Genomic DNA, 20665 nt, shown 5'->3' on the forward strand with positions numbered 1-20665 from the left:
GCGACCATGCCCGGCACGTCCGCGACGCCGACGACGCGAAAACCCGCCTGCTGGAACAGGCCGACCGCGTCCGCATACGCGGCGTCGCTGCACTGGAGCGCGCGAGATCGACGAGCACAAGATCCACCACGCCTGTGTGCGCGGCGAGCGCGGTCCCGGTGCGGCCATCGGTCAGCGCGGCCGGCCACGGCGAGCAAATCGTCGGCATGCACGTCGTTGCGCCGCCCGTTCGCGATGCGTTCGACGAAGCGTGCATGCAACGCGGCGGCCGGGCCATCCTGCGCGTCGTCCGGCGAAAGGAGCGGCTTTTGCAGAATTTCAAAACGGCTATGAATACGGAGCGGGCTCAACAGTCGGCCGCGTCACTTTTTGATACTGATAACGTGTGGTTGGGTCATGGACTTCAAGCCGTCGATTCCAAACTCTACTCCCCAGCCCGAGCCTTTGATGCCGCCGAAAGGGACCATGGGGTGAATGGCGCCATGCTGATTGACCCAAACGGTCCCCGCCTGAATCTTTAACGCAATTCCCGCTGCGCGGTCAGGGTTTGACGACCACACCGAGGCGCCGAGTCCAACCTCGAGACGATTCGCGTTATCGATGGCCTCCGCCAATTCGTAGTATTTAATGATTGGGAGAACCGGACCAAATTGCTCTTCATCCACCAGACGGGCGCCGTCCTTCAGACCGGTCACAAGCGTAATTGGATAGAAGTTACCGGCGCCTGACGGGGCTACACCGCCGCACACCACGGTTCCACCTTCGGCGCGCGCAGCTTCCACAAGCGCCAACACTTTGTCGTATTGCGCGCGGTTTTGAATGGGACCAATCGCGACGCCCGTAGTGAGCCCGTCGCCCATCGGAAGCATTTCAGCGATTGCCTTGAGCTCCGAAACGATTTCATCGTGAAGGTGCTCAGGGACGTAGAGTCGTTTGATACATGCGCACGTTTGACCCATGTTGAGGAAAGCCCCCCAGAACAACCCTTGCGCAATATCTTTAGGGTTCGCATCGGGTAAAACAATAGCGGCATCGTTGCCGCCCAACTCCATCGTCGTAGGTGTAACAGTTTCGGCTGCGACCGCCGAAATGCGAGAGCCGGTGGCGGTTGACCCCGTGAATAGAATTTTGTCTACGCCAGGATGCGAAGTCAGCAAGCCGCCGACCCTGCCATCTCCGCTCACCGTGTTCAGCACGCCCGGCGGAAGCACCTCCGAGATCAAGCGAACCATCTCTAGCGTGCAGATACTGGTCAGCTCGGATGGCTTGAGCACGACCGTGTTACCCATCCGCAACGCCGGAATAATTTGCCAGATCGCAATAAGCAGAGGCCAGTTCCATGGCGCAATGGCGGCCACCACGCCATATGGCTGGCGGTGCATGACGTCGCGTCGAGTTTCGTCCTCGAACAAGACCTCAGGAGCCAGATCCAAGCTCGCAGGTACCCGGGTCCAGACCTCGCAGCCCCACATCTCGAATCGCGAACCGGGGATCTGATCCGGGCCGACGCCGCCCAAAGGCTTTCCTTGCTCGCGGGTGATCCACGTGGCGAGATACTCGGCGTTCTCTTTGAGAACGTCGGCCACTCGCTGTAGCGCGGCGCTTCGAGCGCCCTCTGAAAGCGACATCCACGCAGGTTGCGCCGCCCGGGCAGCGGCAATTGCTGCATCGACATCCGCTTTCGTCGAAACGGGAACACGACCAATGGGCTCGGAGGTCGCCGGGTTGAGCGATTCAATGGTCTCCACGGCCTCGACCAACATGCCGTTGACGACATTCAGATGGATTTTCATGCGTTGGCTCCTCCCTTGGTGCTCCAGGCTCTCAATGTTCGTATCTGAGCGTAGGCGATAGGTGACGCAGGTCCACCGACCGCCCCCGCGCACTGGTTGAAATTCAGACTAGCGAAGCGCGGCTTTCACCACGCCGATGAGTCGGTCCGCCTCTTCCGCCGTCATGATCATGACGGGCTTGCATTGCAACGCGCTCTTGTTGAACGACGAGAACACTGCCCATACTCCGGCTTCGTACAGCTTGGGCATTGCGGCCAGCGCCCAGTCAGGCGTGTTTCGACCTATGCCGCCGCTCAATCCGATCGTCCAGTAGTCGAACGCGGCATCGGCAAAGCCTTCGTGGAATTGCTGACTCAACGAGCGCACCTGTCCGAGGAACGTCGGGTTATCTACCATGTCGAGAAGTTCGCACAGCACGGCGCTGCCGATTTCGTTACCGCCGTACGTGCAGACCTGTCCGTAGGGAAACCGATGAAGATGATCGAAGATCGGCTGCTTCATCATCGTTGCCGCCATGGGGTAGACGCCGCCAGACAGGCCCTTTCCGCTCACGAAAATGTCCGGTTCAATGGCATGGTGCTGCCACGACCAGACATGTCCGGTCCGGCCCATACCGGTCTGTACCTCGTCAATGAGCAACATCGCTCCTCTATCGCGACATAGCTTCTCCACAGCCTGCAGATATCCGTCTGTCGGGAGAAGGAAGCCACATGACGAGGGCTGGGTTTCCATGACGACCGCGGCCGTGTCGTCGTCGATCGCCGCTTCCATCGCGGACAGGTTATTCCACGGAACCTGAACGAAGCCTGGGAGCGGTCCACCGAAAGGAGCGGAAAATTCCGGGTCCGTGGTCGAGATGGCGATACCTGTGTGGCCGTGGTAGCCGCCCACAATGCTGATCACTTTCTGCCGCCCCGTAACGCCGCGTGCGAGCCGAATAGCGAGGTCATTCGCTTCCCCGCCGGACGCGTTGAAAACCACGCCAGCGTGCACGCCGCCAGTCGACCTGGTCAGTTTCTGTGCGGCTTGCGCCCGGATGCCGGAAGTGAATCGATGGTTGCCAATGTCCAACGTGTCGAGCGCACCGCGGAGTGCCTGGAGTAACCGCTCGTTACGGTGGCCCATGTTGAACACTCCACCGTTGCAGTGCATGTTCCAGTACCATTTTCCGCTGAAAGCGTCCTGGAACTGCGCTCGCGCGCGCGCGCCAATGATCAAGTCAGCGCCGAGACCGCGCAGCAATCTACCACTCTCGGACGCGAGGTAGCGCGTCGACGCCGCGATCGTTTCCTCACGATCCTCAAAAGGCTGCTCTGGCGCTGCAGTCGAGAGGTCCATCACCGAATCGTCCTGAGTGTTCAATTTCCGCTCCTGAAAAATTTCACGGAGAGTTATGGCCATGAACCGGTCTCGGCGCCAAATGCGCCACGATGCGCCACCCTCCGTCAATTGGCTAGATTCTTCACGAACGGCTCCGAGTTCGAATCAATCGAAGGTTTGATTTGCTGGCAGCTTGCAAACCAAATATTGGATCCGAGGGGTTACCGAAGGCTCCAAACAGCACGATAGAGCGCGCAAGGCACACGAACACCTGGGTTGTCGATTCCGATCTTTATCCGGTAGCACGTAGAAACCCTAGTCGAGTCTCCAACCTTTGGAGGACGACAATTTATTTTCTGCTGAGAAAAATGAATGAAAGTCCGGTCAAGGTCGGGCTGCAGACGTCGATGCCGGCTGAGCCGACAACGACCATTCATTAACGGCGAGGATCGTCGGACGAAGGACGTCCACGAGCTCCATGTTCTTCGGGATTTATGATGAGCAGTTTCGATGTGATCGTTCTCGGTGCCGGCACCTGGGGAAGCGCAGCAAGCTGGCAATTGGCCGCCCGTGGCTATCGGGTGCTGGCGATCGATGCATTTCGTCCGCCTCACAAGGTTGGCTCGCACGGCGGCGCGACTCGCCTCGCGCGGCAATCGAACAGTTCCGGCCCTGCCTACATCAAGCTTACCGAAGCCGCCTGGGAGATGTGGGGCGAAGTTTCGAAGAAGGTCGGTCAGGACATTCTGGTCAAAACCGGTTCGGCGTTCATCGGCGAACCCGGTTCGGAGTGGTTCGACAAGACGCTTTCCAACCTGCAAAAAAGCGAGTTCGAATACGAAGTTCTTTCCGATTCCGAGTCGTCTGCACGTTTCCCGTGGCTGAAAACCCGAGAGAGCGAGCTGACGGTGTGGGAACCGAATGGCTCGATTATCCTGGTCGAACCTGCCATTCGCTCCTTGCAGAAATTGGCCTCCGAACACGGTGTCGAGTTCCGCTTCGACGAACCCGTTCTGACGTGGAGCGCCGACGCCCGCGGCGTGGAAGTCCACACTGCCCAGGGCACGTATCGAGCTGACAAGCTCGTCGTCACCGCGGGCGCGAGGTCGAACAGGATACTGAACCTTGACCTTCCAGTGGACGTAGAGCGTCAAGTACTCGTCAATTTCAAGGTCCCGGCGGGTCATGTCGCAATGCCCGCCCTCTTCTTTGCCGCTCCCCCGGGCGACCCCGGGATGCCGGCTTACGGATGTCCCGAACCTGACGGCACCTACAAGTTCAGCGTCGCAACTCGCATAGATATCATCGATCCCGATACGATCAGTCAAGATATCAAGGCAAACGATGTCGAGCGCGTGCGCGAGGTGCTCCGTCAGCGCTTGCCGCAGCTCGATGCAGAACCTGTGGGCGGCGCGGTGTGCATGTGGAGCGAAAGCAAGGACGGTCACTGGCTGCTCGGGGCACATCCGGACCATAGGAACGTCGTTATCGGCGCAGGGTGTACCGGCCGCGGATTTCGTTACGCGCCTGTGGTCGGCAAAGCACTGGCCGATTTCGTCGATGGCACGGAACGTCCGGACCTCGATACCTTCACGACGGCACGGTTCAAACTCAAAAGCAGCGAGGTGACGAAATGAGTGTCATCGAAACCGTCCTCGACGTTGATCTGCTTAAGCGCGCTGAAGATGTCATCCGTCAAACACCGGGTTGGGCAGACTCCCGGCCCGTGTTCGAATGGATGTCTGGCGGCGGTGCGCACAAAAACTTGGTGGCCATCGACGGCGACCGCAAGTGCATGCTCAAGTTGTGGAATACGACCTGGGAGGGACTTGGCGTGATTCCGCCGTCCGGCGTCGCGATGGAAAACACGCGTCTGGCGGGCGAGTTGGGTATTGGTGCGCGGGTATTGAAGATCACCACGGAGCCACTCGCACTTGTGGTCGAATTTCTTCCCGGCAAACTTCTCGACACCTCGGATCGCGCGGGCCGCAGGCGCCTTCTAAGCGCCGCGCGTCGACTCCACGATAGCGGCGCTCGCTTCGCACGGGATTTCAGCCCGTTTTCGGACGCCAGATCACAGTTTGCATGCGCGCGCCAACGCGGCGTGGACCTTCCCGACGGTTATGAAGAACTGTGCAAAGTGATGGCGCGAGTCGAAAAGGTTCTCGACCTTCGAATCACCGACTTCGTTCCATGTCACAACGACCTCTACGGTGCGAACATTCTCGAGACGACGACTTGTGACGTACGACTCGTCGACTACGATTTGTCCGGGAATGGCGATCGCTGCTACGAACTCGGTTTCATCGCGACGTACGGTGAGCTCGACACCGATTCGATCGGCCAGATGTGTGAAGACTACTTCGGCACCAACGATGCATGCAGGCAGGCCCGCGTGCGCCTCTTCGCACTCGCCGCCGATTACTGCAGTCTCGGCCTATGGACGGTCGCGCAAGGAGCAAGTGACAAGAACGCTGACTACGATTACGTGGGTGAATTGAATCGTAGCCTTGACAAGGTGAAAAAGCGGATCGATTCACCCGAATTCGGGACACTGCTCCAGACTGCGGCCCGCTGACGCCACAGCTGCCGCGCGCCCGGCGCGTAGGCAGCAATTTCCGTCTTTCCGAGTATGTCCGGATACTCCGAATTTTCCACCTCCACGGGTGCAGGAAATGCAGCGTGAACCCAGCTTGTCCGGTCGGCGAAGGATCTATCTCATCCGCCACGGGGAGGTGAACTACTTCCCCCAACAGAGCCAAATGGACCAGAACCCGCCTCTTTCGAGTCTCGGAAGAGCACAGGTAGCGCAGACGGCCGCATTTCTGGAACAGAACAACGTGGTCGTAGACCGAATTCTCTCAAGCACGCTGCTCCGGTCCCGCGAAACCGCCCAGATCATCGGAAGTAGTCTCGGAGTGACCTCCGTGGAAAACTTTGATTCGCTATGCGAAATTCATGGTGGCGACGTCAGTGCGTTGTCTCGCACCAGCCTGGATCGAGCGTTCTTTGCGGGAGTTCGACTTGTGCCGGGTTCCTGGGCATTTATGAATGGCGAGACGATTCGCGACTTCACGACACGGGTCGACTCCGAGATCGAGGCATTGCGGTTGGACGACACCTGGAAAGTGGCGCTCCTTGCGGTACACGGCGGGGTCAACACCGCGATCATCTCCCGAGCGCTATCGGGAAATCGCGGTGCGTATTTCGCCAGCATCGAGCAAGATTACGCTTGTTTGAACGTGCTGGACATCGGCGCTGAACCCGAGGATTGGGTGGTCCGACTGATAAACTTTGCCGCGCACCATCCACTCCATCCAACGCCGCGTGAAACGACGCTGGAGCATTTGCTTTCCCGACACGGACAAGCGGGTACTTAGTAGAGGCTAGGCCGCCCCGTTACGACGAGAAAGCATTGATCTTTGCGATCAGCGCAGCACGGCTATCGACGCCGACCTTGTCGAAGATGTGAACCAGGTGAGTTTTCACGGTTGTGACCGCGATCGACAGCTCTCCTCCGATCCTCTTGTTGCATCGACCAGCCGCCACTAATTCGGCAACCGCTACCTCCCTCTTCGAAAGGCCATGGGCGGTCGCCAGCCACTCGCGGACGCGAATGACGGAAGCGTGAGGACCGCTTGCAATATTGTGCTCGATGTAAGGCTGTGCGATCCGACAACGTTGCAGCAGTTCAGTCCTGCGATCAGGAGCGGCTGAACCGTCGTTCAGAAGCACGCTCAATCCTCCGACCATTTGTCCATTGCACCGGAAGAACAGTTCGATAGTGTCCCGGAATCCATGCAGTCGCATGAAGCGGTGATACTCCCGGTCGCCGTCACTTTCGCCAAGCTCGTTGCTTAGCAATGCTGTAGCGCCCCCTAAGGATTGAGCCCGGACGGGAGAAAGTGGGTCGAGATCCCCCGCATACGTCAAGTAGTCGCTGAGGAAGCCTGCCGGCACGTTCAGCAACTTGAACTGAGACTCTCGCGTTTCGTCGTCGATGTGATAGAACGCAATCGAGTCGACGCCCAGCAGATTCGACATGAAATTCAATGTCTGCCTTGCAAATTGTTCGGCACCCGTCTTCTCGCTACGCATGATCGCATCCCTGTTCGGCAAAGACCGTCTTCCCTCTTGAACACTTGCCAGGAGCGAAAAAACGACCTGAAGTAAACATGCACCGTGACGAATCCATGTTAGAAAGCGAAAAAAACCGCGTCAATACTCCAAAACCATAAATTGGACTCGATGTCCACGTTTTCTTGCCAAGTGAACGACCTCGTCCCACAATAGAACGGTCGGCGCTGCCACCCGACGAATGCCCTCAACCCCGAAAACCGCCGTGTGAGACAGTCGCATGTCCGAACCCGCATCCACGCTCCTCGCAGTGACCTCGAAAACGCCATTGACCTTGCGTGAGCGCAATAAGCTCCGAGTCAGGGACGATCTTGTCGATGCAGTAACGACGGAGCTTGCAGACAGCGGCGCGGGATTGTGTGCGCTGGATGACGTTCTCAGACGGGCGGGCTTGTCCAAAGGAACGTTTTACAACCACTTTCCGGGTGGCCGCGATCAACTGCTTCTTCTAGCTTACGAGCAGATCGGTGCCGAGTTTCAACGAGATAGCACCAGGCTTCGGGATGGCGGAAATTCACCGTCGGAGAAGATCATGGCGTTCGCAGATGCTTACTTCGCCATCTGCGCGGACCCGCGCAAGGGAAAGCTGTACAGTGTTGCCGAACCAGCTCTGGCACCGATTTTGGCGCCAGCGATCGGCAGGACATCCGGTTGGGTTCGCGCCGAGATCACGGATGATCTGAGAGCCACGCCGCGATTCCGGGGGAAGAAGGGGCATTCGCGCGCCGATGCGTGCGCTATTCTGCTCGTCGGTGCGATCCGGGAGGCGGGTAGACGAACGTACGTCGACGCCACGAGCGCACCGCCATTGCGTGCCGAATTGCTTTCCATCGTCACTTTCATTATCGGAGGTGAATAGACTCACTGCGGTCAACACAGCGTATGAAAAAGCGGCTCACCCATCCGACCATCACCATCGACCTGATCATTTATGAAGGTTTCAAGCTCCTGGACGCGGTCGGGCCGATGTCCGTGTTCTCTTATGCGAACATCCATCTTGCAGAGCTAGGCCGCCCGCCAGGTTACGACGTGCGGATTGTTGCGAGCAAGGTGACCCCCATCGCATCCGACTCGGTCGCCTCCCTCACACCGACCAAATCGCTTTCTCCATTGTCGGTGCCGCATACCGCGTTTGTCGTAGGCACGCGGAGCATCGACGATGCCGTCGCGCAAAATCCTGAAATCGTTGATTGGTTCGGCTCGGTGGCGAGTCGACTCCAAAGAACCGCGGGACTCTGTTCCGGCGTCTTCTTCCTTGCCGCCGCCGGTCTGCTCGACGGACATCGCGCCACGACGCACTGGAGCGTTCGAGATGAACTGAAGGACCGCTATCCTAAGGTTTCAATCGATGAAGAATGCATCTTCCTGAACGACGATTGGCTGTGGACATCAGCTGGCGTCACTGCCGGGATCGATCTGGCACTCGCAATGGTCGAGCAAGATCACGGACCGGAACTTGCCCATTTGGTCGCCCGCGATCTTGTGGTCTACCTCAAGCGCTCGGGCACACAATCTCAGTTGAGCGTACACCTCCGAGTTCAGCAGACCAACCGAATTGAAATTCGGCAACTGCAAGAGTGGCTCCTGGAAAACATCACACGGAAGCTTTCCGTTGCCGAGATGGCCGGATACATCTCCATGAGCGAACGTAACTTCTTAAGGGTATTCCATGAGGAAATGGGCATGACGCCTGGACGTTACCTGGAGAAGACACGTATCGATATGGCGAGCCAGCTACTTCGCGAGACATCCCTGCCTGCCAAGGCGATCGCGAGTCACGTCGGGTTCGGGAGCTACGAATTGATGCGACGCTCTTTTCAAAAGGTGCTCGGTATAAGCCCGAGCACTTACAGAAGCACAGGGGAAGAAACGAAGCCGAAATAAACCGTCTGCGCTTCGGCTCAGGTACCTCCAGCCGATCACCGAGAAGCCTGACAGGCGCGGTTCCTTTACCCGGATGGGCAGGATTCCGCCTGCCTTCGTTGCGAATGCGAGATGAACGCAGGCGGATCGGCCTCATAGACGTAGTACTGGTGCGGCTGGAAAACTCAAGGCCGAAAGCTCATTTTCTGGCAATGGTGTCGGGTTACTCAGCCTTGAAGCAATAGACGGCAAGTTTGTTGCCATCCAGATCGCGCACGTAAGCAGCATATGCGTTTGGCGCCCAGCCACGCGGTCCGGCAGGACCTTCGCATTTTCCACCTGCGGCAAGCGCGCTTTTGTAAAACGCGTCGATCGACTTGCGATCCGGTGCTTCAAACGAGACGGTCACGCCATTCCCAACGGTGGCTGCTTGGCCATTCGCCGGCTTCAGAACGAAGAAGGACGGAGACTCCTGACCCCAGATGGAGCCGTTGTCGTTGAGGTCGGCGACACGCTTCAAGCCGATTTCTCCAAGCACGCGATCGTAGAACGAGCGCGCATTCTCGAGATGGTTCGTGCCGACAGTGATGTGCGTAAAGACTGCCATGATTCTCCTCTTTGAGTGACGTGATGGTACGGCGCTGCGCGCCAGAATGAATCTTCGGATGATTGTGTATTCACCCTCGGTACGCACCGAGGGCAGTCGCGTGATGCCCGATGTGGTCCGCGATGAAAGTTGAAATGAAGAAATAGCCGTGGTCGAAGCCCGGATGACGGCGCAGCGTCAGCGGCTGGCCGGCCTTCGCGCAGGCGCCTTCGAACACGTCGGGGTTGAGCTGGTTCGCGAGGAACTGATCGGCGAGGCCCTGATCGACGAGGATGCCGTCCGCGAACTTCGGCGCATCGGCACGCGCGACGAGTTCGCTTGCGTCGTGCGCCTTCCACGCATCGCGATCGGCGCCGAGGTAACCCGAGAACGCCTTCTCGCCCCACGGGCAGCGCGTCGGCGCGGCGATCGGCGCGAACGCCGACACCGACCGGTACAGGCCCGGATGGCGCAACGCGAGCGTCAGCGCGCCGTGGCCGCCCATCGAGTGCCCGAAGATGCCGAGCCGCGCACCGTCGATCGGCAGTTCGGCCGCGACGAGCACGCGCAGCTCGCCCGTCACGTACGACTCCATCCGGTAATGCGCGGACCACGGCGCCTCGGTCGCATCGACGTAGAAACCCGCGCCGACGCCGAAGTCCCACGCGTCGGTCTCTCCCGGCACGCCCGCGCCGCGCGGGCTCGTGTCGGGCATCACGAGCGCGATGCCGTGCTGCGCCGCGTATAGCTGCGCGCCGGCCTTGATCGCGAACGTCTCGTCGGTGCACGTGAGCCCCGCGAGATAGAACAGCGCCGGCACGCGGCCGTGCGCGGCCTGCGGCGGCAGGTACACCGAGAACTTCATCGGCAGGCCGATGGCCGCCGAATCGTGACGGTAGAAACGCTGCTCGCCGCCGTGGCACGCATGCGAGGAAACGAGTTCGAGCATCGCGGTGCGCTCCCGGTCAGTACAGCACGACCGAGCGGATCGACTCGCCGGCCTTCATCAGGTCGAAGCCTTCGTTGATCCGCTCGAGCGGCAGCGTGTGCGTGATCAGGTCGTCGATGTTGATCTTGCCTTCCATGTACCAGTCGACGATCTTCGGCACGTCGGTGCGGCCGCGCGCGCCGCCGAACGCCGAACCCTTCCACTCGCGGCCCGTGACCAGCTGGAACGGGCGCGTGCTGATTTCCTCACCGGCTGCCGCCACGCCGATGATGAACGACTGGCCCCAGCCCTTGTGCGTGCACTCGAGCGCCTGGCGCATCAGCTTCACGTTGCCCACGCACTCGAACGAGTAGTCCGCGCCGCCGTCGGTCAGTTGCACGATGTGGTCGACCACGTTCTCGACTTCGTTCGGGTTGATGAAGTGCGTCATCCCGAACTTCTTCGCGAGCTCGACGCGCTTCGGGTTGATGTCGACGCCGATGATCTTGTCCGCGCCGACCATCTTCGCGCCCTGGATCACGTTCAGGCCGATGCCGCCGAGCCCGAACACGACGACGTTCGCGCCGGCCTCGACCTTCGCCGAGTACACGACCGCGCCGACGCCCGTCGTCACGCCGCAGCCGATGTAGCAGATCTTGTCGAACGGCGCGTCCTCGCGCACCTTCGCGACCGCGATCTCCGGCACGACGATGTAGTTCGAGAACGTCGACGTGCCCATGTAGTGGAACAGCGGCTTGCCGTCGAGCGAGAAGCGCGACGTCGCGTCGGGCATCAGCCCCTTGCCCTGTGTCGCGCGGATCTTCTGGCACAGGTTGGTCTTGCGCGACAGGCAGAACTTGCACTCGCGGCATTCGGGCGTGTAGAGCGGAATCACGTGGTCGCCCTTGCGCAGGGTGCCGACGCCGGGGCCGACGTCGACCACGACGCCCGCGCCCTCATGGCCGAGGATCGCCGGGAAGATCCCTTCCGGATCGGCGCCCGACAGCGTGTAGTAGTCGGTGTGGCAGATGCCCGTCGCCTTCACTTCGATCAGCACTTCGCCAGCGCGCGGCCCTTCGAGATCGACTTCCTCGATCGTCAGCGGCTGCCCCGCCTTCCAGGCGATTGCGGCTTTGGTTTTCATCTCAATCCTCGATCTATTTGCTGGAACGAAGATTAAGTGTCGGAGAATGCTCAGCCAACGCTTCTCCCGAGTTTTGGCGGGATCGTTGCGCACGATGGCGCGAATCAGTGCCTCCGCTTCCAACCTGAAATCTACGCTTGGACGACCCCTTTTTCGTCATTCACGCCTTCGACCTGGGAGACCCGGGCGTATCTCGCACTAGGGGAAACACTGGCTTTGCAACTTTGGGATGATTGACGATTGATTTCGGCCGCTGAAAATCAGTTCGACAGATGCCGGTACCGCACGGGAATCCGTCTCCTGTGAGAGGTCGACGCGACAGATCAAAAGTACTTGCGTTGACCAATGTACGCGCCAATAACACCAGCCTTTCGTCCTAATTTTGGAAGGAACCCCACCATGGATGCCGCAAGAGAAGCAAATCAACCGCAACTGCGGAAGGGCGCTTTAGGGCTCTTCGCAATAGTCTCGGCCGTAATCGCAACCAACGGCCCCTTGACCGCTCTGGTAGGCGCGGTTCCCGTTTCCCTCACCATGGGCAACGGTATCGGGCTGCCTTCGGTATTTGTCATCGTCGGCCTGGTCTATGTGCTCTTCAGCGTTGGCTTCACCGCAATGAGCAAATACACCACGAACGCGGGTGCGTTCTATGCGTACATCGCTCAGGGACTCGGGCGGCCGTGGGGCATCAGCGCCGCGTTTGTCGCCATCTTGTCGTACAACGCAATGCAGCTCGCCTGTTACGGCATGCTTGGATTCTTCCTGTCGACAAGCCTACACGACTGGATCGGCGTTGACGTGCCATGGTGGATATGCTGTCTCGGTGCGCTGCTCGTCATTCTTGTAGCGAGTATCACCAACATTGAGATCAGCGGTCGGTTATTGTTTTTCCTCCTCGCTGCCGAAATGCTCGTTATCGCCGTATTCGACGTCGCGGCAGTTTTGCACGGCGGTCCCGCTGGCTATACGCTCGCATCTTTCACCCCGCAGCATACCTTCACTGCTGGTTTTGGAACGGCAATCGTGTTTGTAGTCGGTTCGTACATGGGCTTTGAAACCACTGCGATTTATGCGGAAGAAGCAAAGGAGCCACATCGTAATATTCCATTGGCGACCTATATCTCCATCACGACGATCATGGTGCTGTATACCTTCTCCGTTTGGGCGCTGATCGTCGTCTGGGGTCCCAGCGAGGTCGTCTCCGTGGCTGGGAAAGATCCCGCCAGCTTGTGGTACGGAATGGCAGAGCGTATCGCCGGCAAATTCATTTCCGAGGCGATGCAAGTGCTGATGCTTACCAGCCTGTTCGCCGCACTTCTCAGCTTCCACAACACCACGTCCCGGTACATTTTCTCGCTCGGGCGAGAAGAGGTGCTGCCAAGGGTGCTTTCAACGGTATCACGAGGACAGCAAGCGCCCGTAGTTGCATGTGCGGTGCAAGCTGCCGCCGTGGCCGCGGCTCTGCTCCTGTTCGCATGGTCGAAGTCCGATCCGATGAATGTCGTCCTGCCCTATACGGCCGCACTCTCGACCATCGGTCTCCTGTCGGTCCAATGCTTGACTTCGCTTTCGGTGATCGCCTTTTTCATGCGGGGCACCCGTGGCGAGAACGCGTGGGTGAGGCAAATAGCGCCGGCGGCAAGCGCGATCGCGCTTGCGTGGTTCGTATTCATGGAAGTCAGCCACCTCGATCTGATGACCGGATCGACGTCGCGGTGGATCTATTGCTTCCCTTACGGCATCGCCGCGCTTGCGCTCGGCGGCGTGATGTACGCACTTTGGTTGCGCAAGGCTCGTCCGGATCGCTACAGCAGTCTGGGACGCTTCCTCTCCGAGCTGTGAGTTTCCCCGGCGCTCCAGAACACGGCTCGTAGAAGAGCCGACTGAAACCCATCAATCGGTCCAACGCAGGCGGCGATTGCCGCAGGACGGCGTTCGGCCGAAACACATCGATTCCAGGAGTCGTTCGAATGTGCAATCCAGAAATCAACCGGTACGCGGGAATGAATCGCCGCGCGAGTTCATCCTCTTTCAAGGCCACATCTGCAAAGTTTCGGACCCGCGCAATCCGTGCATCCGTTGCTGCTATCGTCGCATGTGGGCCGATGATGGCCGCCGCTCAAAGCAGCGTCACACTTTACGGTGTGGTCGACACAGGCATCACGTTCCTGTCCAACCAGCAGGTCGCGGACGGCGCCGGTGTTTCGGGAAAACGCGCTTGGCAAATGACCGCCGGTAACAGCGCGCCGTCGTCATTCGGTATAAAAGGCGTAGAGGATCTCGGCGGCGGAATGGCCGCGACTTTCAATTTGCAGAATTATTTTCAATCGAACAACGGCGCCTTCTTTGAGCCGAACGGGCTGTTTGACGCCAATGCTACCGTCGGCCTGAAGTCCGACAAGCTCGGTGTGCTCACGTTTGGCCGCCAGTTCGACTCGTACACGACATATCTCGCGCCATACGCGTCGAGCAATGTCTGGTCCGGTTTTGCGGGCGCGCACTTCGGTGACGTTGACAATCTGAATGCCGCTTTCAACGTGAACAATTCCGTCGTGTATACGAGCCCGACATTTGGCGGCTTCTCCTTCAGCGGCACATTCAGTCTGGGCAATCAACCTGGAGCGTTCGCAACCAATCGTGCATGGGCTGTCGCGGCCGGCTACCAGTCCGGCGCCCTCTCCGTTGCGGCCGGTTATCTTTCGCTGCGGGATCCGTTCACCGCAGCCTTGGGCGGCAACAACGCATATATCGGCGAGTTCAGCTGCGGGCAAAGCCCGTCGAACTATTGTCAGCTGCAAAACGCGAGCGAGCTTCGAACATACGGGGTTGGCGGCAGCTACAGTTTCGGCCGGTTCAACGTGAATGCCACGCTTACGCGCGCGAAGTTGCTGGCCAGTCGGTATCTGGTCCAGGCCGGCGGCCCGGTCAGTGACGTTCGATTCGATACAGCCGAAGTCAATAGTCTGTACAGTTTTTCCGAGGCGCTGCAGTTCGGTCTGGCCTACGCATACACGATTGGAAAAATATCCGAAACGGGGGATCGGCCTCAGATTCACAAGGTCAGCCTCGCGACGATCTACAATCTTTCGAAGCGAACGCAGCTCTACCTCATCGGCAATTTCGAAAAAATGGCTGGAGATGGCATCGGTATCAACCCCGTGACCGGCTCGCTCGAGCGCTACGCGCAACTCTCGTATTTCGGCAATTCGAATTCGTCGAGCCAGCTCGCAGTGTCGATGGGTATCAAGCACACGTTCTAGCCGCGTCTTGTGGTCTCGACCCGGTTCTGGCCGATCGTAACGTCGAAGTAATCGACGCGAGCGCTTGGACCCGCCAGCGTCTCATAGACACTCACGAGCCGTTTAGCGATAAAAGATCGCCGGCGGAACCATGCCGACGAACCGGGTCATAAAACCTTTCGATGTAGTCGAACAGGTCCGGGGCCGCGTCGCCCGGCTCGAATAGGGGCGCCGCTTGATTCGCTCCTGTTTCAGGAGCACGGAAGAACAGCAGCAAGCCACTGCGGGGAGCGGTCAGCGTTGCTCTGCCGTCAGTTGCCTCAACTGTTCGAGCAGTTTGACGGCGGGGCTCGGCAATAAACCGCGCCCGCGCCGAAATCCGGTCAACGTGCGCTGCCCGACCACCTTCGGCAATTCGAGCGTATCGAAGACACCAGCCTTGCTCTCCGTCACGTACATAGGTTCAAGCATCCAGCTCAGAAAGCCGGACCGGGCGACGAGACTCTTCAACACGGTAATCGATCGGGTTTCGACCACGATGTTCGGGAGTCCCAGGCCGTGTCCGGCGAACACCTGCTGCATGTGTTCGGATGGCACGGTGCCGCGCGGCGGCACCCATGGCCTCATCGTCGAGGCGATGCAGGAGACCGGATTGCCGCCCGGCACGGTGAATTTCGTCACGAACGCCCCGGCGGACGCTGCCCGCATCGTCGACGCACTGGTCGCCCATCCCAAGGTCCGACGGGTCAACTTCACGGGTTCCACGCGCGTGGGGCGCTTGATCGCGGAACAATGTGCGCGTCATCTGAAACCGGCCGTGCTCGAACTCGGCGGCAAGGCGCCGTTCATCGTCCTCGATGATGCGGACGTCGAGGCAGCGGTTGGCAGCCTGCCATGCTCACCGGCGAGGGATTGTCGGTGACGATCGCCGGCTACGGCCTGACGGCCTACAATCTCGGCGGCGTGCTCGGCGCACTCGCATGTGCGATGGCGGTCACCCGCTACGGTTCGCGCGTCCCGTTGCTGCTGTGCGGCATCGGCGGCGCCGCCAGTGCATGGCTGATCCTCGGCGTGGACTTGAAGCATCAGACCACGCTTCTGATCTTGGGACTCGGGCTGCACGGCCTGTTCGTCAACGCAGTCCAGTCGACGATGTATGCACTCTGCGCGTACGTCTATTCGACCGGCGTGCGGCAACCGCCACGGCGTCCACCCTGGCTTTCGGCCGGCTCGGTGCAATCCTCAGCGCCTTTGCCGGTGCGGCCGTGATTACCGCGACCGGAGGAGCCGGCTACCTGCTCATGCTTGGATCCGCGATGATGGTCGTATTCGTCGCCCTTGCCGTCGTTCGTCAGCACATTCCCGCGGATTCAACGCGACGTTAGGCGATACGCGCTTCCGGTGACAGGCGCGGCGGAGACGATTGCCGGAAGCGCGAACCGCCGCACAATACACTTGCACTGGGTGTCGGTAAAAAACCGAACCCGGTCATGGCGATTTCTTTACCGAATGCACTGACTGTCAGGCTGCAACATTCACAGTTCGCCGGCAGAGAACGAGTCGCTGGAGATGACGAGCCGGCCATCCACTGGCTCCCAGAGCGTCAGTGACCGCATGGTGGCCTGGACCGTTCCACCAGCATCGGTAATCCGCCAATGCAGCCAGCTCGAGATCGCGGAGTCGAATGCGCTTGCCGATACGACTTCCACTTTGACGTACGGAGCCTGCTCGAACATGTGCTGAAGCGTTGCTACGACTCCTGCGGCGTCATGCGCGGCTGCCGGCATACCTTGGCCAGCGATCCATGCCTGCGGCGAGAAGAATTCACGATGGATGGTGTTTGCGTCGTGTTTGGGCCATGCCTTATTGAGTTCCGAGACGCGAGCTTCAAGCGCGCTGCGAAGGGTTTGTGACATAGGGTCTCCACCTGTTTTCCGGTTCGATGTGTCGGTCCGATCGGACCCGTCGCGCCACGTTGGTTGCGACGTAGCGTATTGTCGTCAATCGGTCTCGCCGCCGGAATCCATCGCAAGATTGAATTTTTCTTTCACATGTCTTTCACGCGGCAGGACCTGCACGGATATGCAGGTAAACACGATGTTGACGGGCCGATGACGGGTGACGATATTGAAGTGCAGCCTAAATTTTCATCGTGGACGTGGAATGAAACCCCAAGAGCTCAACCAGTTCGCAGTCGAAACCATGAAGTTTTTGTCGACTATCCTGCGAACCGACAAGATGCTCTTTTACACCGTCGATCGGTCTGCGGACGGGCCGATCTTCGTGCCAAGGGACATCGACGAGGATCTGCTGACGAGCTATATGTCGTCAATGCGGGACGTCGATCCATTTAACACCGAGCGAGCCTGGTTGTCGGGGAGTTCAGTCGAGGTCGCCAGTAAAGGTGCCGCGCGTGTGCCATACGGCGAACGTTTCATGGATTTTTTCGGCAGCTATGGCTTTGGCGAGATCGTGGAACTCTTCTTCCGCGATGCCAAGCGTCAGTTACGTGGCGGGCTGAGTATTCCGCTCACGCACTCTCAAAGCAAAGAGGAAGACGTGCGACGTGTCGTATTGGACGTTGCCAATTGTCATCGCTTCATTGAGTTCAATTTTGTTAGCCAACGCTTGAATGCGTCGGACGCGGACGCCGAATGGTATCTGAACGATTTTCCGCTTTCAAAACGCGAAACGCAGATCGCCCGATTGATTGCAGATGGGCGCAGCAATCAGGAAATCAGCGAGGCATTGTGCATTAGCCTGGCGACCGTCAAAAGCCACTTGAACAATATCTTCGGAAAGGTTCAAGTCACCAGCCGCACGGCGCTTGCAGCCAAGATCCTGCGGCAGGCTGTAATCCGTTAAAGTCGCCGCGCAAATCCGGACAATCGGACAAGTGGGTTTGGCCGAGGCCTGAGCCAGCGATCATGCTGGTAAAGGAACCGGGGAAACGACGAAGAAAACCCGACGCACGCACTCAGCGGCGTTCCAAGCGAAGGTGGCGCTGGCGGTAGATTTGCTGCCGCGCCCCTTCCGGCCTGTTCCCGGAACAACGGAACCCCCGGCGCCGAAAAACGTGGGGTTCGTCGGCAATCTGAGGACTGCGCACGCAGTCCTCATCTTCAAGTGTCGATCGTCAACCTCGAACGGGTTGCTCCGTCTTCACCTCGTCCCGCAGCGCTGCGCGCACATTGACTGCAGCGATTGTCCCGCTCTCGATCGCGCCATCAATAAAGCCGCGCCAGCCATTCGCCCAGTCCGAACCGGCAAAGAACAGTCGGTTATCGGAGGACTGCAACGTCGCGAGTGCCGAGGTGAGCTGATTCGGCCGGTAGAAACACCACGTGCCCAACGCCGCTTCATCTTTCGCCCAATCATGGGCAATCACTGCTCTCACCGCGGCATCGGGCAACAACGTACGCAGAGCCGTCTGAACCGCCTCGAGACTCGACACGTCGACTTGATCGGGCGAGCCGAAGCAAACTACGTAAGTGCCATCCTCTGCCTCGGTATCGGTCCATGCGGCCAGAACGGGATTCGGATAGGGAGCCATACCAAACCAGCTGCCGATCTTTCGATCAAGTTTCACCCAGAACTTCGTACCCTTCCCTACATGCTCCTCGCGCGAAGCCGCAAGTTTTCCCGGACTCAGTTCTGGGATGAATTCCACGTTCTTGAGCACGTTCATCGGCAACGCGCATACCACTTGCCGTGCAGTGAGCGTTTCACCATTCGCCGTATGGACCTCGGCTGCATCGCCCCGCTGCTCGATTTTCACGACTTTGGTCGAAAGCAGGAGATCTGCCTTGCTGTCCTCCAGCATCGCCAGCGCAAGGCTGGTCGTGCCCTCCTTGATCTTGAACTTACCACACTTGTCGAACATGCGGCCCATTTCGTGGTCTCCCAGGGCCCACCAGCGCAGTTGATCCGCAAGACCGGCCGTTGCGGGATCTCCGTGGCAATCGAGCGCGAGCATCGCGCCGATCATGTCGCGAATTTCCGGGCGCAGATTCAGTTCCGCGAGGCGATCGGCGAGGGTGATATGGTCGTACTTTGCAATTTCCTCCGAGTAAAGCGGATCGTGTGCTCGCGGGAACACCGTGCGCGCCTCGGCACCGTCGACATTGCAGTATGCCGCCATGGCCTCGGCAAACTCTGCCCATACCTCCTCTGCTGCCGCCCGTTTGAGGACGCCGTCGCAAAGATAGGAAATCGTCGTTGGCGCGGCACCTATGGACTCCTTGATGCTCAGGCCGTAGCGCGTGACCTCCGACCATACGTGAGGCTGACTCCAGTGAATCCACGTGCCGCCAATTTCGTAGTCGTAGCCGTCGACGCGTGCGGCGAACGTGCGGCCGCCGATTCGATCGCGACTCTCGACGAGCAACACCCGATAGCCATCTCTTCCCAAATCCCGTGCCGCCGTCAGCCCGGCGAAGCCCGCACCGACGACGATCACGTCGTAATCGCACGCTGCTGCGTCACGAGCGCGTACGCCCGTGACAGCCGCCCGGGTCGGCAGCTCGTTCCGTGGCGGCCGTGCATCGGCATAACGCACGTACCCCTCTTTCGTCACCGAAAGCTCCGAATCTTTAAGCTGCGACATGCTCAGTCTCCATGAAGGTCGCGTTGTATCCTTGCGTCGACACGCTCGTCATTTGATGCGACTCGCGATGATTCGAGTCATTCAGCGGTGAACGACGGTCCGTCTATTTTTGACCTTCACGATGCGGGTTGCCTATCCGCCAAAGGATGGTTTTTCTTCGGTTTATCGAAGATTACCGATGGCCGGCGCCGAGCACGCCAATCACCCTCCTATGAACGGTGCGCTGCGAGCGCGAGAATTGCGCGAGCGGCATGTGTTGAAGTTCGTACCGGTCAGCCTTGGCTATCAATACCTTGATGTTGTCGGGCACCAGCAGCTCGGGAACGCCGCCGTAGAATTCCAACGCGTCGATCAGGCTGCCGATCCAGTCAGGCATGGCCTCAGAGCGTGTTGCACACGCATACCGGATTCGATTCGCATGAAATTCGCTCAACCACCGTCCAACATCTGGGGTTCAGCTCATCACTGGCTGCGCCCAGTAATACGCACTCGATCTCGCGATGCCAACCAGTTCCGGCTCGGCGGTGGTGTTGCGCATGTGATCCACGACGGGCGTTAGCCTTGTCTCTTTTTAGGGGACTGACCTGCCCCCGGTTTTAGTCCGGACTGCAGTTAGAGTCCGAGGTTAATGAGGCTAGCCCAATTTCCGTCCCGGTCTTAGCTGGAAAATTCCGGCTCTTCGGGGCGGGCCGAACCGGCCCGATCGATGCACTGGCGGGAGAATTCCGCCGGTGTCATCCACTGCAGCGCAGAGTGAGGACGCGCCTTGTTATAGTACTCGCGCCAGACTTCGATTTTGCGTCTGGCGTCCTCGAGCGACAAGAACCAGTGTGCGTTGAGGCATTCCTCCCGAAAACGTCCGTTGAAGGATTCATTCTTCGCATTGTCGGTCGGCTTGCCCGGGCGCGAGAAGTCAATCTCCACGCCGTTCTCGTACGCCCATTTGTCGAGCGTCTTCGAAATGAACTCGCTGCCGTAGTACATGCAGAATGTCAGCCATCAGGGGTAACGGGCATCCTTTGGATTGCCCGCTCATCGCCCGCCGGAGG

Annotated in this window: 16 protein-coding genes and 6 pseudogenes; 10 read left to right on the forward strand and 12 right to left on the reverse strand. The window is 59.3% G+C overall.

The window, feature by feature from the left end:
• The 3 genes and pseudogenes from BTE28158_RS31580 to BTE28158_RS31590 all read right to left on the reverse strand — a co-directional run.
• Window positions 1-314, reverse strand: a pseudogene (locus BTE28158_RS31580) (3-hydroxyacyl-CoA dehydrogenase); the annotation flags it as partial.
• A 48-nt stretch (window positions 315-362) separates the two neighbouring features.
• On the reverse strand, window positions 363-1793 hold the full coding sequence (locus tag BTE28158_RS31585) for an aldehyde dehydrogenase family protein (protein WP_151049834.1): 1431 nt from the start codon (window positions 1791-1793) through the stop codon (window positions 363-365).
• A gap of 108 nt (window positions 1794-1901) precedes the next feature.
• On the reverse strand, window positions 1902-3155 hold the full coding sequence (locus BTE28158_RS31590; RefSeq protein ID WP_170296442.1) for an aspartate aminotransferase family protein: 1254 nt from the start codon (window positions 3153-3155) through the stop codon (window positions 1902-1904).
• Window positions 3156-3610: 455 nt separating this feature from the next.
• Here BTE28158_RS31590 and solA point away from each other — a divergent pair, with 455 nt between their 5' ends.
• From solA to BTE28158_RS31605, 3 genes are all read left to right on the forward strand, one after another.
• A complete protein-coding gene (solA, locus tag BTE28158_RS31595; protein WP_151049838.1) occupies window positions 3611-4750 on the forward strand; it encodes an N-methyl-L-tryptophan oxidase in 1140 nt (379 codons plus the stop codon).
• Window positions 4747-5691: a phosphotransferase family protein gene (locus tag BTE28158_RS31600; protein ID WP_151049840.1), complete on the forward strand. Its 945-nt coding sequence runs from the start codon at window positions 4747-4749 to the stop codon at window positions 5689-5691. Before solA ends, BTE28158_RS31600 begins: the two co-directional genes overlap by 4 nt.
• A 97-nt stretch (window positions 5692-5788) precedes the next feature.
• Window positions 5789-6493, forward strand: a complete 705-nt coding sequence (locus tag BTE28158_RS31605) for a histidine phosphatase family protein (protein ID WP_151049842.1) — start codon at window positions 5789-5791, stop codon at window positions 6491-6493.
• Between the two features lie 19 nt (window positions 6494-6512).
• On the opposite strand, the gene BTE28158_RS31610 is transcribed toward BTE28158_RS31605, so the two are convergent.
• Window positions 6513-7211, reverse strand: a complete 699-nt coding sequence (locus BTE28158_RS31610) for a helix-turn-helix transcriptional regulator (protein ID WP_151049844.1) — start codon at window positions 7209-7211, stop codon at window positions 6513-6515.
• Between the two features lie 259 nt (window positions 7212-7470).
• Here BTE28158_RS31610 and BTE28158_RS31615 point away from each other — a divergent pair, with 259 nt between their 5' ends.
• Both BTE28158_RS31615 and BTE28158_RS31620 read left to right on the forward strand, forming a co-directional pair.
• Entirely contained in the window at window positions 7471-8109 is a 639-nt protein-coding gene (locus BTE28158_RS31615; protein ID WP_151049846.1) for a TetR/AcrR family transcriptional regulator, read from the forward strand.
• Window positions 8110-8132: 23 nt separating this feature from the next.
• Window positions 8133-9134: a GlxA family transcriptional regulator gene (locus tag BTE28158_RS31620; protein ID WP_151049848.1), complete on the forward strand. Its 1002-nt coding sequence runs from the start codon at window positions 8133-8135 to the stop codon at window positions 9132-9134.
• A 202-nt stretch (window positions 9135-9336) separates the two neighbouring features.
• On the opposite strand, the gene BTE28158_RS31625 is transcribed toward BTE28158_RS31620, so the two are convergent.
• The 3 genes from BTE28158_RS31625 to BTE28158_RS31635 all read right to left on the reverse strand — a co-directional run bounded on the left by BTE28158_RS31625 (window position 9337) and on the right by BTE28158_RS31635 (window position 11771).
• Entirely contained in the window at window positions 9337-9720 is a 384-nt protein-coding gene (locus tag BTE28158_RS31625) for a VOC family protein (RefSeq protein ID WP_151049850.1), read from the reverse strand.
• 70 nt (window positions 9721-9790) lie between these two features.
• Window positions 9791-10648 (reverse strand): S-formylglutathione hydrolase, encoded by an 858-nt coding sequence (gene fghA, locus BTE28158_RS31630; protein WP_151049852.1) that lies wholly within the window; start codon window positions 10646-10648, stop codon window positions 9791-9793.
• Between the two features lie 16 nt (window positions 10649-10664).
• Window positions 10665-11771, reverse strand: a complete 1107-nt coding sequence (locus tag BTE28158_RS31635; protein ID WP_062885791.1) for an S-(hydroxymethyl)glutathione dehydrogenase/class III alcohol dehydrogenase — start codon at window positions 11769-11771, stop codon at window positions 10665-10667.
• A 399-nt stretch (window positions 11772-12170) separates the two neighbouring features.
• On the opposite strand from BTE28158_RS31635, the gene BTE28158_RS31640 reads away from it, so the two are divergent.
• Window positions 12171-13613, forward strand: a complete 1443-nt coding sequence (locus tag BTE28158_RS31640) for an APC family permease (RefSeq protein ID WP_151049854.1) — start codon at window positions 12171-12173, stop codon at window positions 13611-13613.
• Between the two features lie 128 nt (window positions 13614-13741).
• Window positions 13742-15031, forward strand: a complete 1290-nt coding sequence (locus BTE28158_RS31645; protein ID WP_239007474.1) for a porin — start codon at window positions 13742-13744, stop codon at window positions 15029-15031.
• Between the two features lie 273 nt (window positions 15032-15304).
• Here BTE28158_RS31645 and BTE28158_RS31650 read toward each other — a convergent pair.
• Window positions 15305-15625: pseudogene (locus BTE28158_RS31650) on the reverse strand (type 2 periplasmic-binding domain-containing protein); the annotation flags it as partial.
• Between BTE28158_RS31650 and BTE28158_RS31655 the strand changes: the two are divergent.
• A pseudogene (locus tag BTE28158_RS31655) lies at window positions 15624-15899 on the forward strand (aldehyde dehydrogenase family protein); the annotation flags it as partial. The pseudogenes BTE28158_RS31650 and BTE28158_RS31655 sit on opposite strands and share 2 nt — an antisense overlap.
• A pseudogene (locus BTE28158_RS31660) lies at window positions 15893-16395 on the forward strand (MFS transporter); the annotation flags it as partial. The pseudogenes BTE28158_RS31655 and BTE28158_RS31660, both read left to right, overlap by 7 nt.
• A gap of 150 nt (window positions 16396-16545) precedes the next feature.
• On the opposite strand, the gene BTE28158_RS31665 reads toward BTE28158_RS31660, so the two are convergent.
• Window positions 16546-16926 carry a Cif family virulence factor gene (locus tag BTE28158_RS31665; protein ID WP_151049856.1) on the reverse strand — a complete coding sequence of 127 codons (381 nt, stop codon included), beginning with the start codon at window positions 16924-16926 and terminating at the stop codon, window positions 16546-16548.
• 247 nt (window positions 16927-17173) lie between these two features.
• On the opposite strand from BTE28158_RS31665, the gene BTE28158_RS31670 reads away from it, so the two are divergent.
• Window positions 17174-17875 carry a helix-turn-helix transcriptional regulator gene (locus tag BTE28158_RS31670; RefSeq protein WP_151049858.1) on the forward strand — a complete coding sequence of 234 codons (702 nt, stop codon included), beginning with the start codon at window positions 17174-17176 and terminating at the stop codon, window positions 17873-17875.
• Window positions 17876-18146: 271 nt separating this feature from the next.
• On the opposite strand, the gene BTE28158_RS31675 is transcribed toward BTE28158_RS31670, so the two are convergent.
• From BTE28158_RS31675 to BTE28158_RS31685, 3 genes and pseudogenes are all read right to left on the reverse strand, one after another.
• A complete protein-coding gene (locus BTE28158_RS31675; RefSeq protein WP_151049860.1) occupies window positions 18147-19616 on the reverse strand; it encodes a flavin monoamine oxidase family protein in 1470 nt (489 codons plus the stop codon).
• 262 nt (window positions 19617-19878) lie between these two features.
• Window positions 19879-20034 (reverse strand): annotated as a pseudogene (locus BTE28158_RS33160) (IS21 family transposase); the annotation flags it as partial.
• A gap of 239 nt (window positions 20035-20273) precedes the next feature.
• Window positions 20274-20591 (reverse strand): annotated as a pseudogene (locus BTE28158_RS31685) (integrase core domain-containing protein); the annotation flags it as partial.
• Window positions 20592-20665: the final 74 nt, after the last annotated feature.

The organism is Burkholderia diffusa (genome assembly GCF_902499115.1).
Lineage (GTDB): Bacteria > Pseudomonadota > Gammaproteobacteria > Burkholderiales > Burkholderiaceae > Burkholderia > Burkholderia diffusa.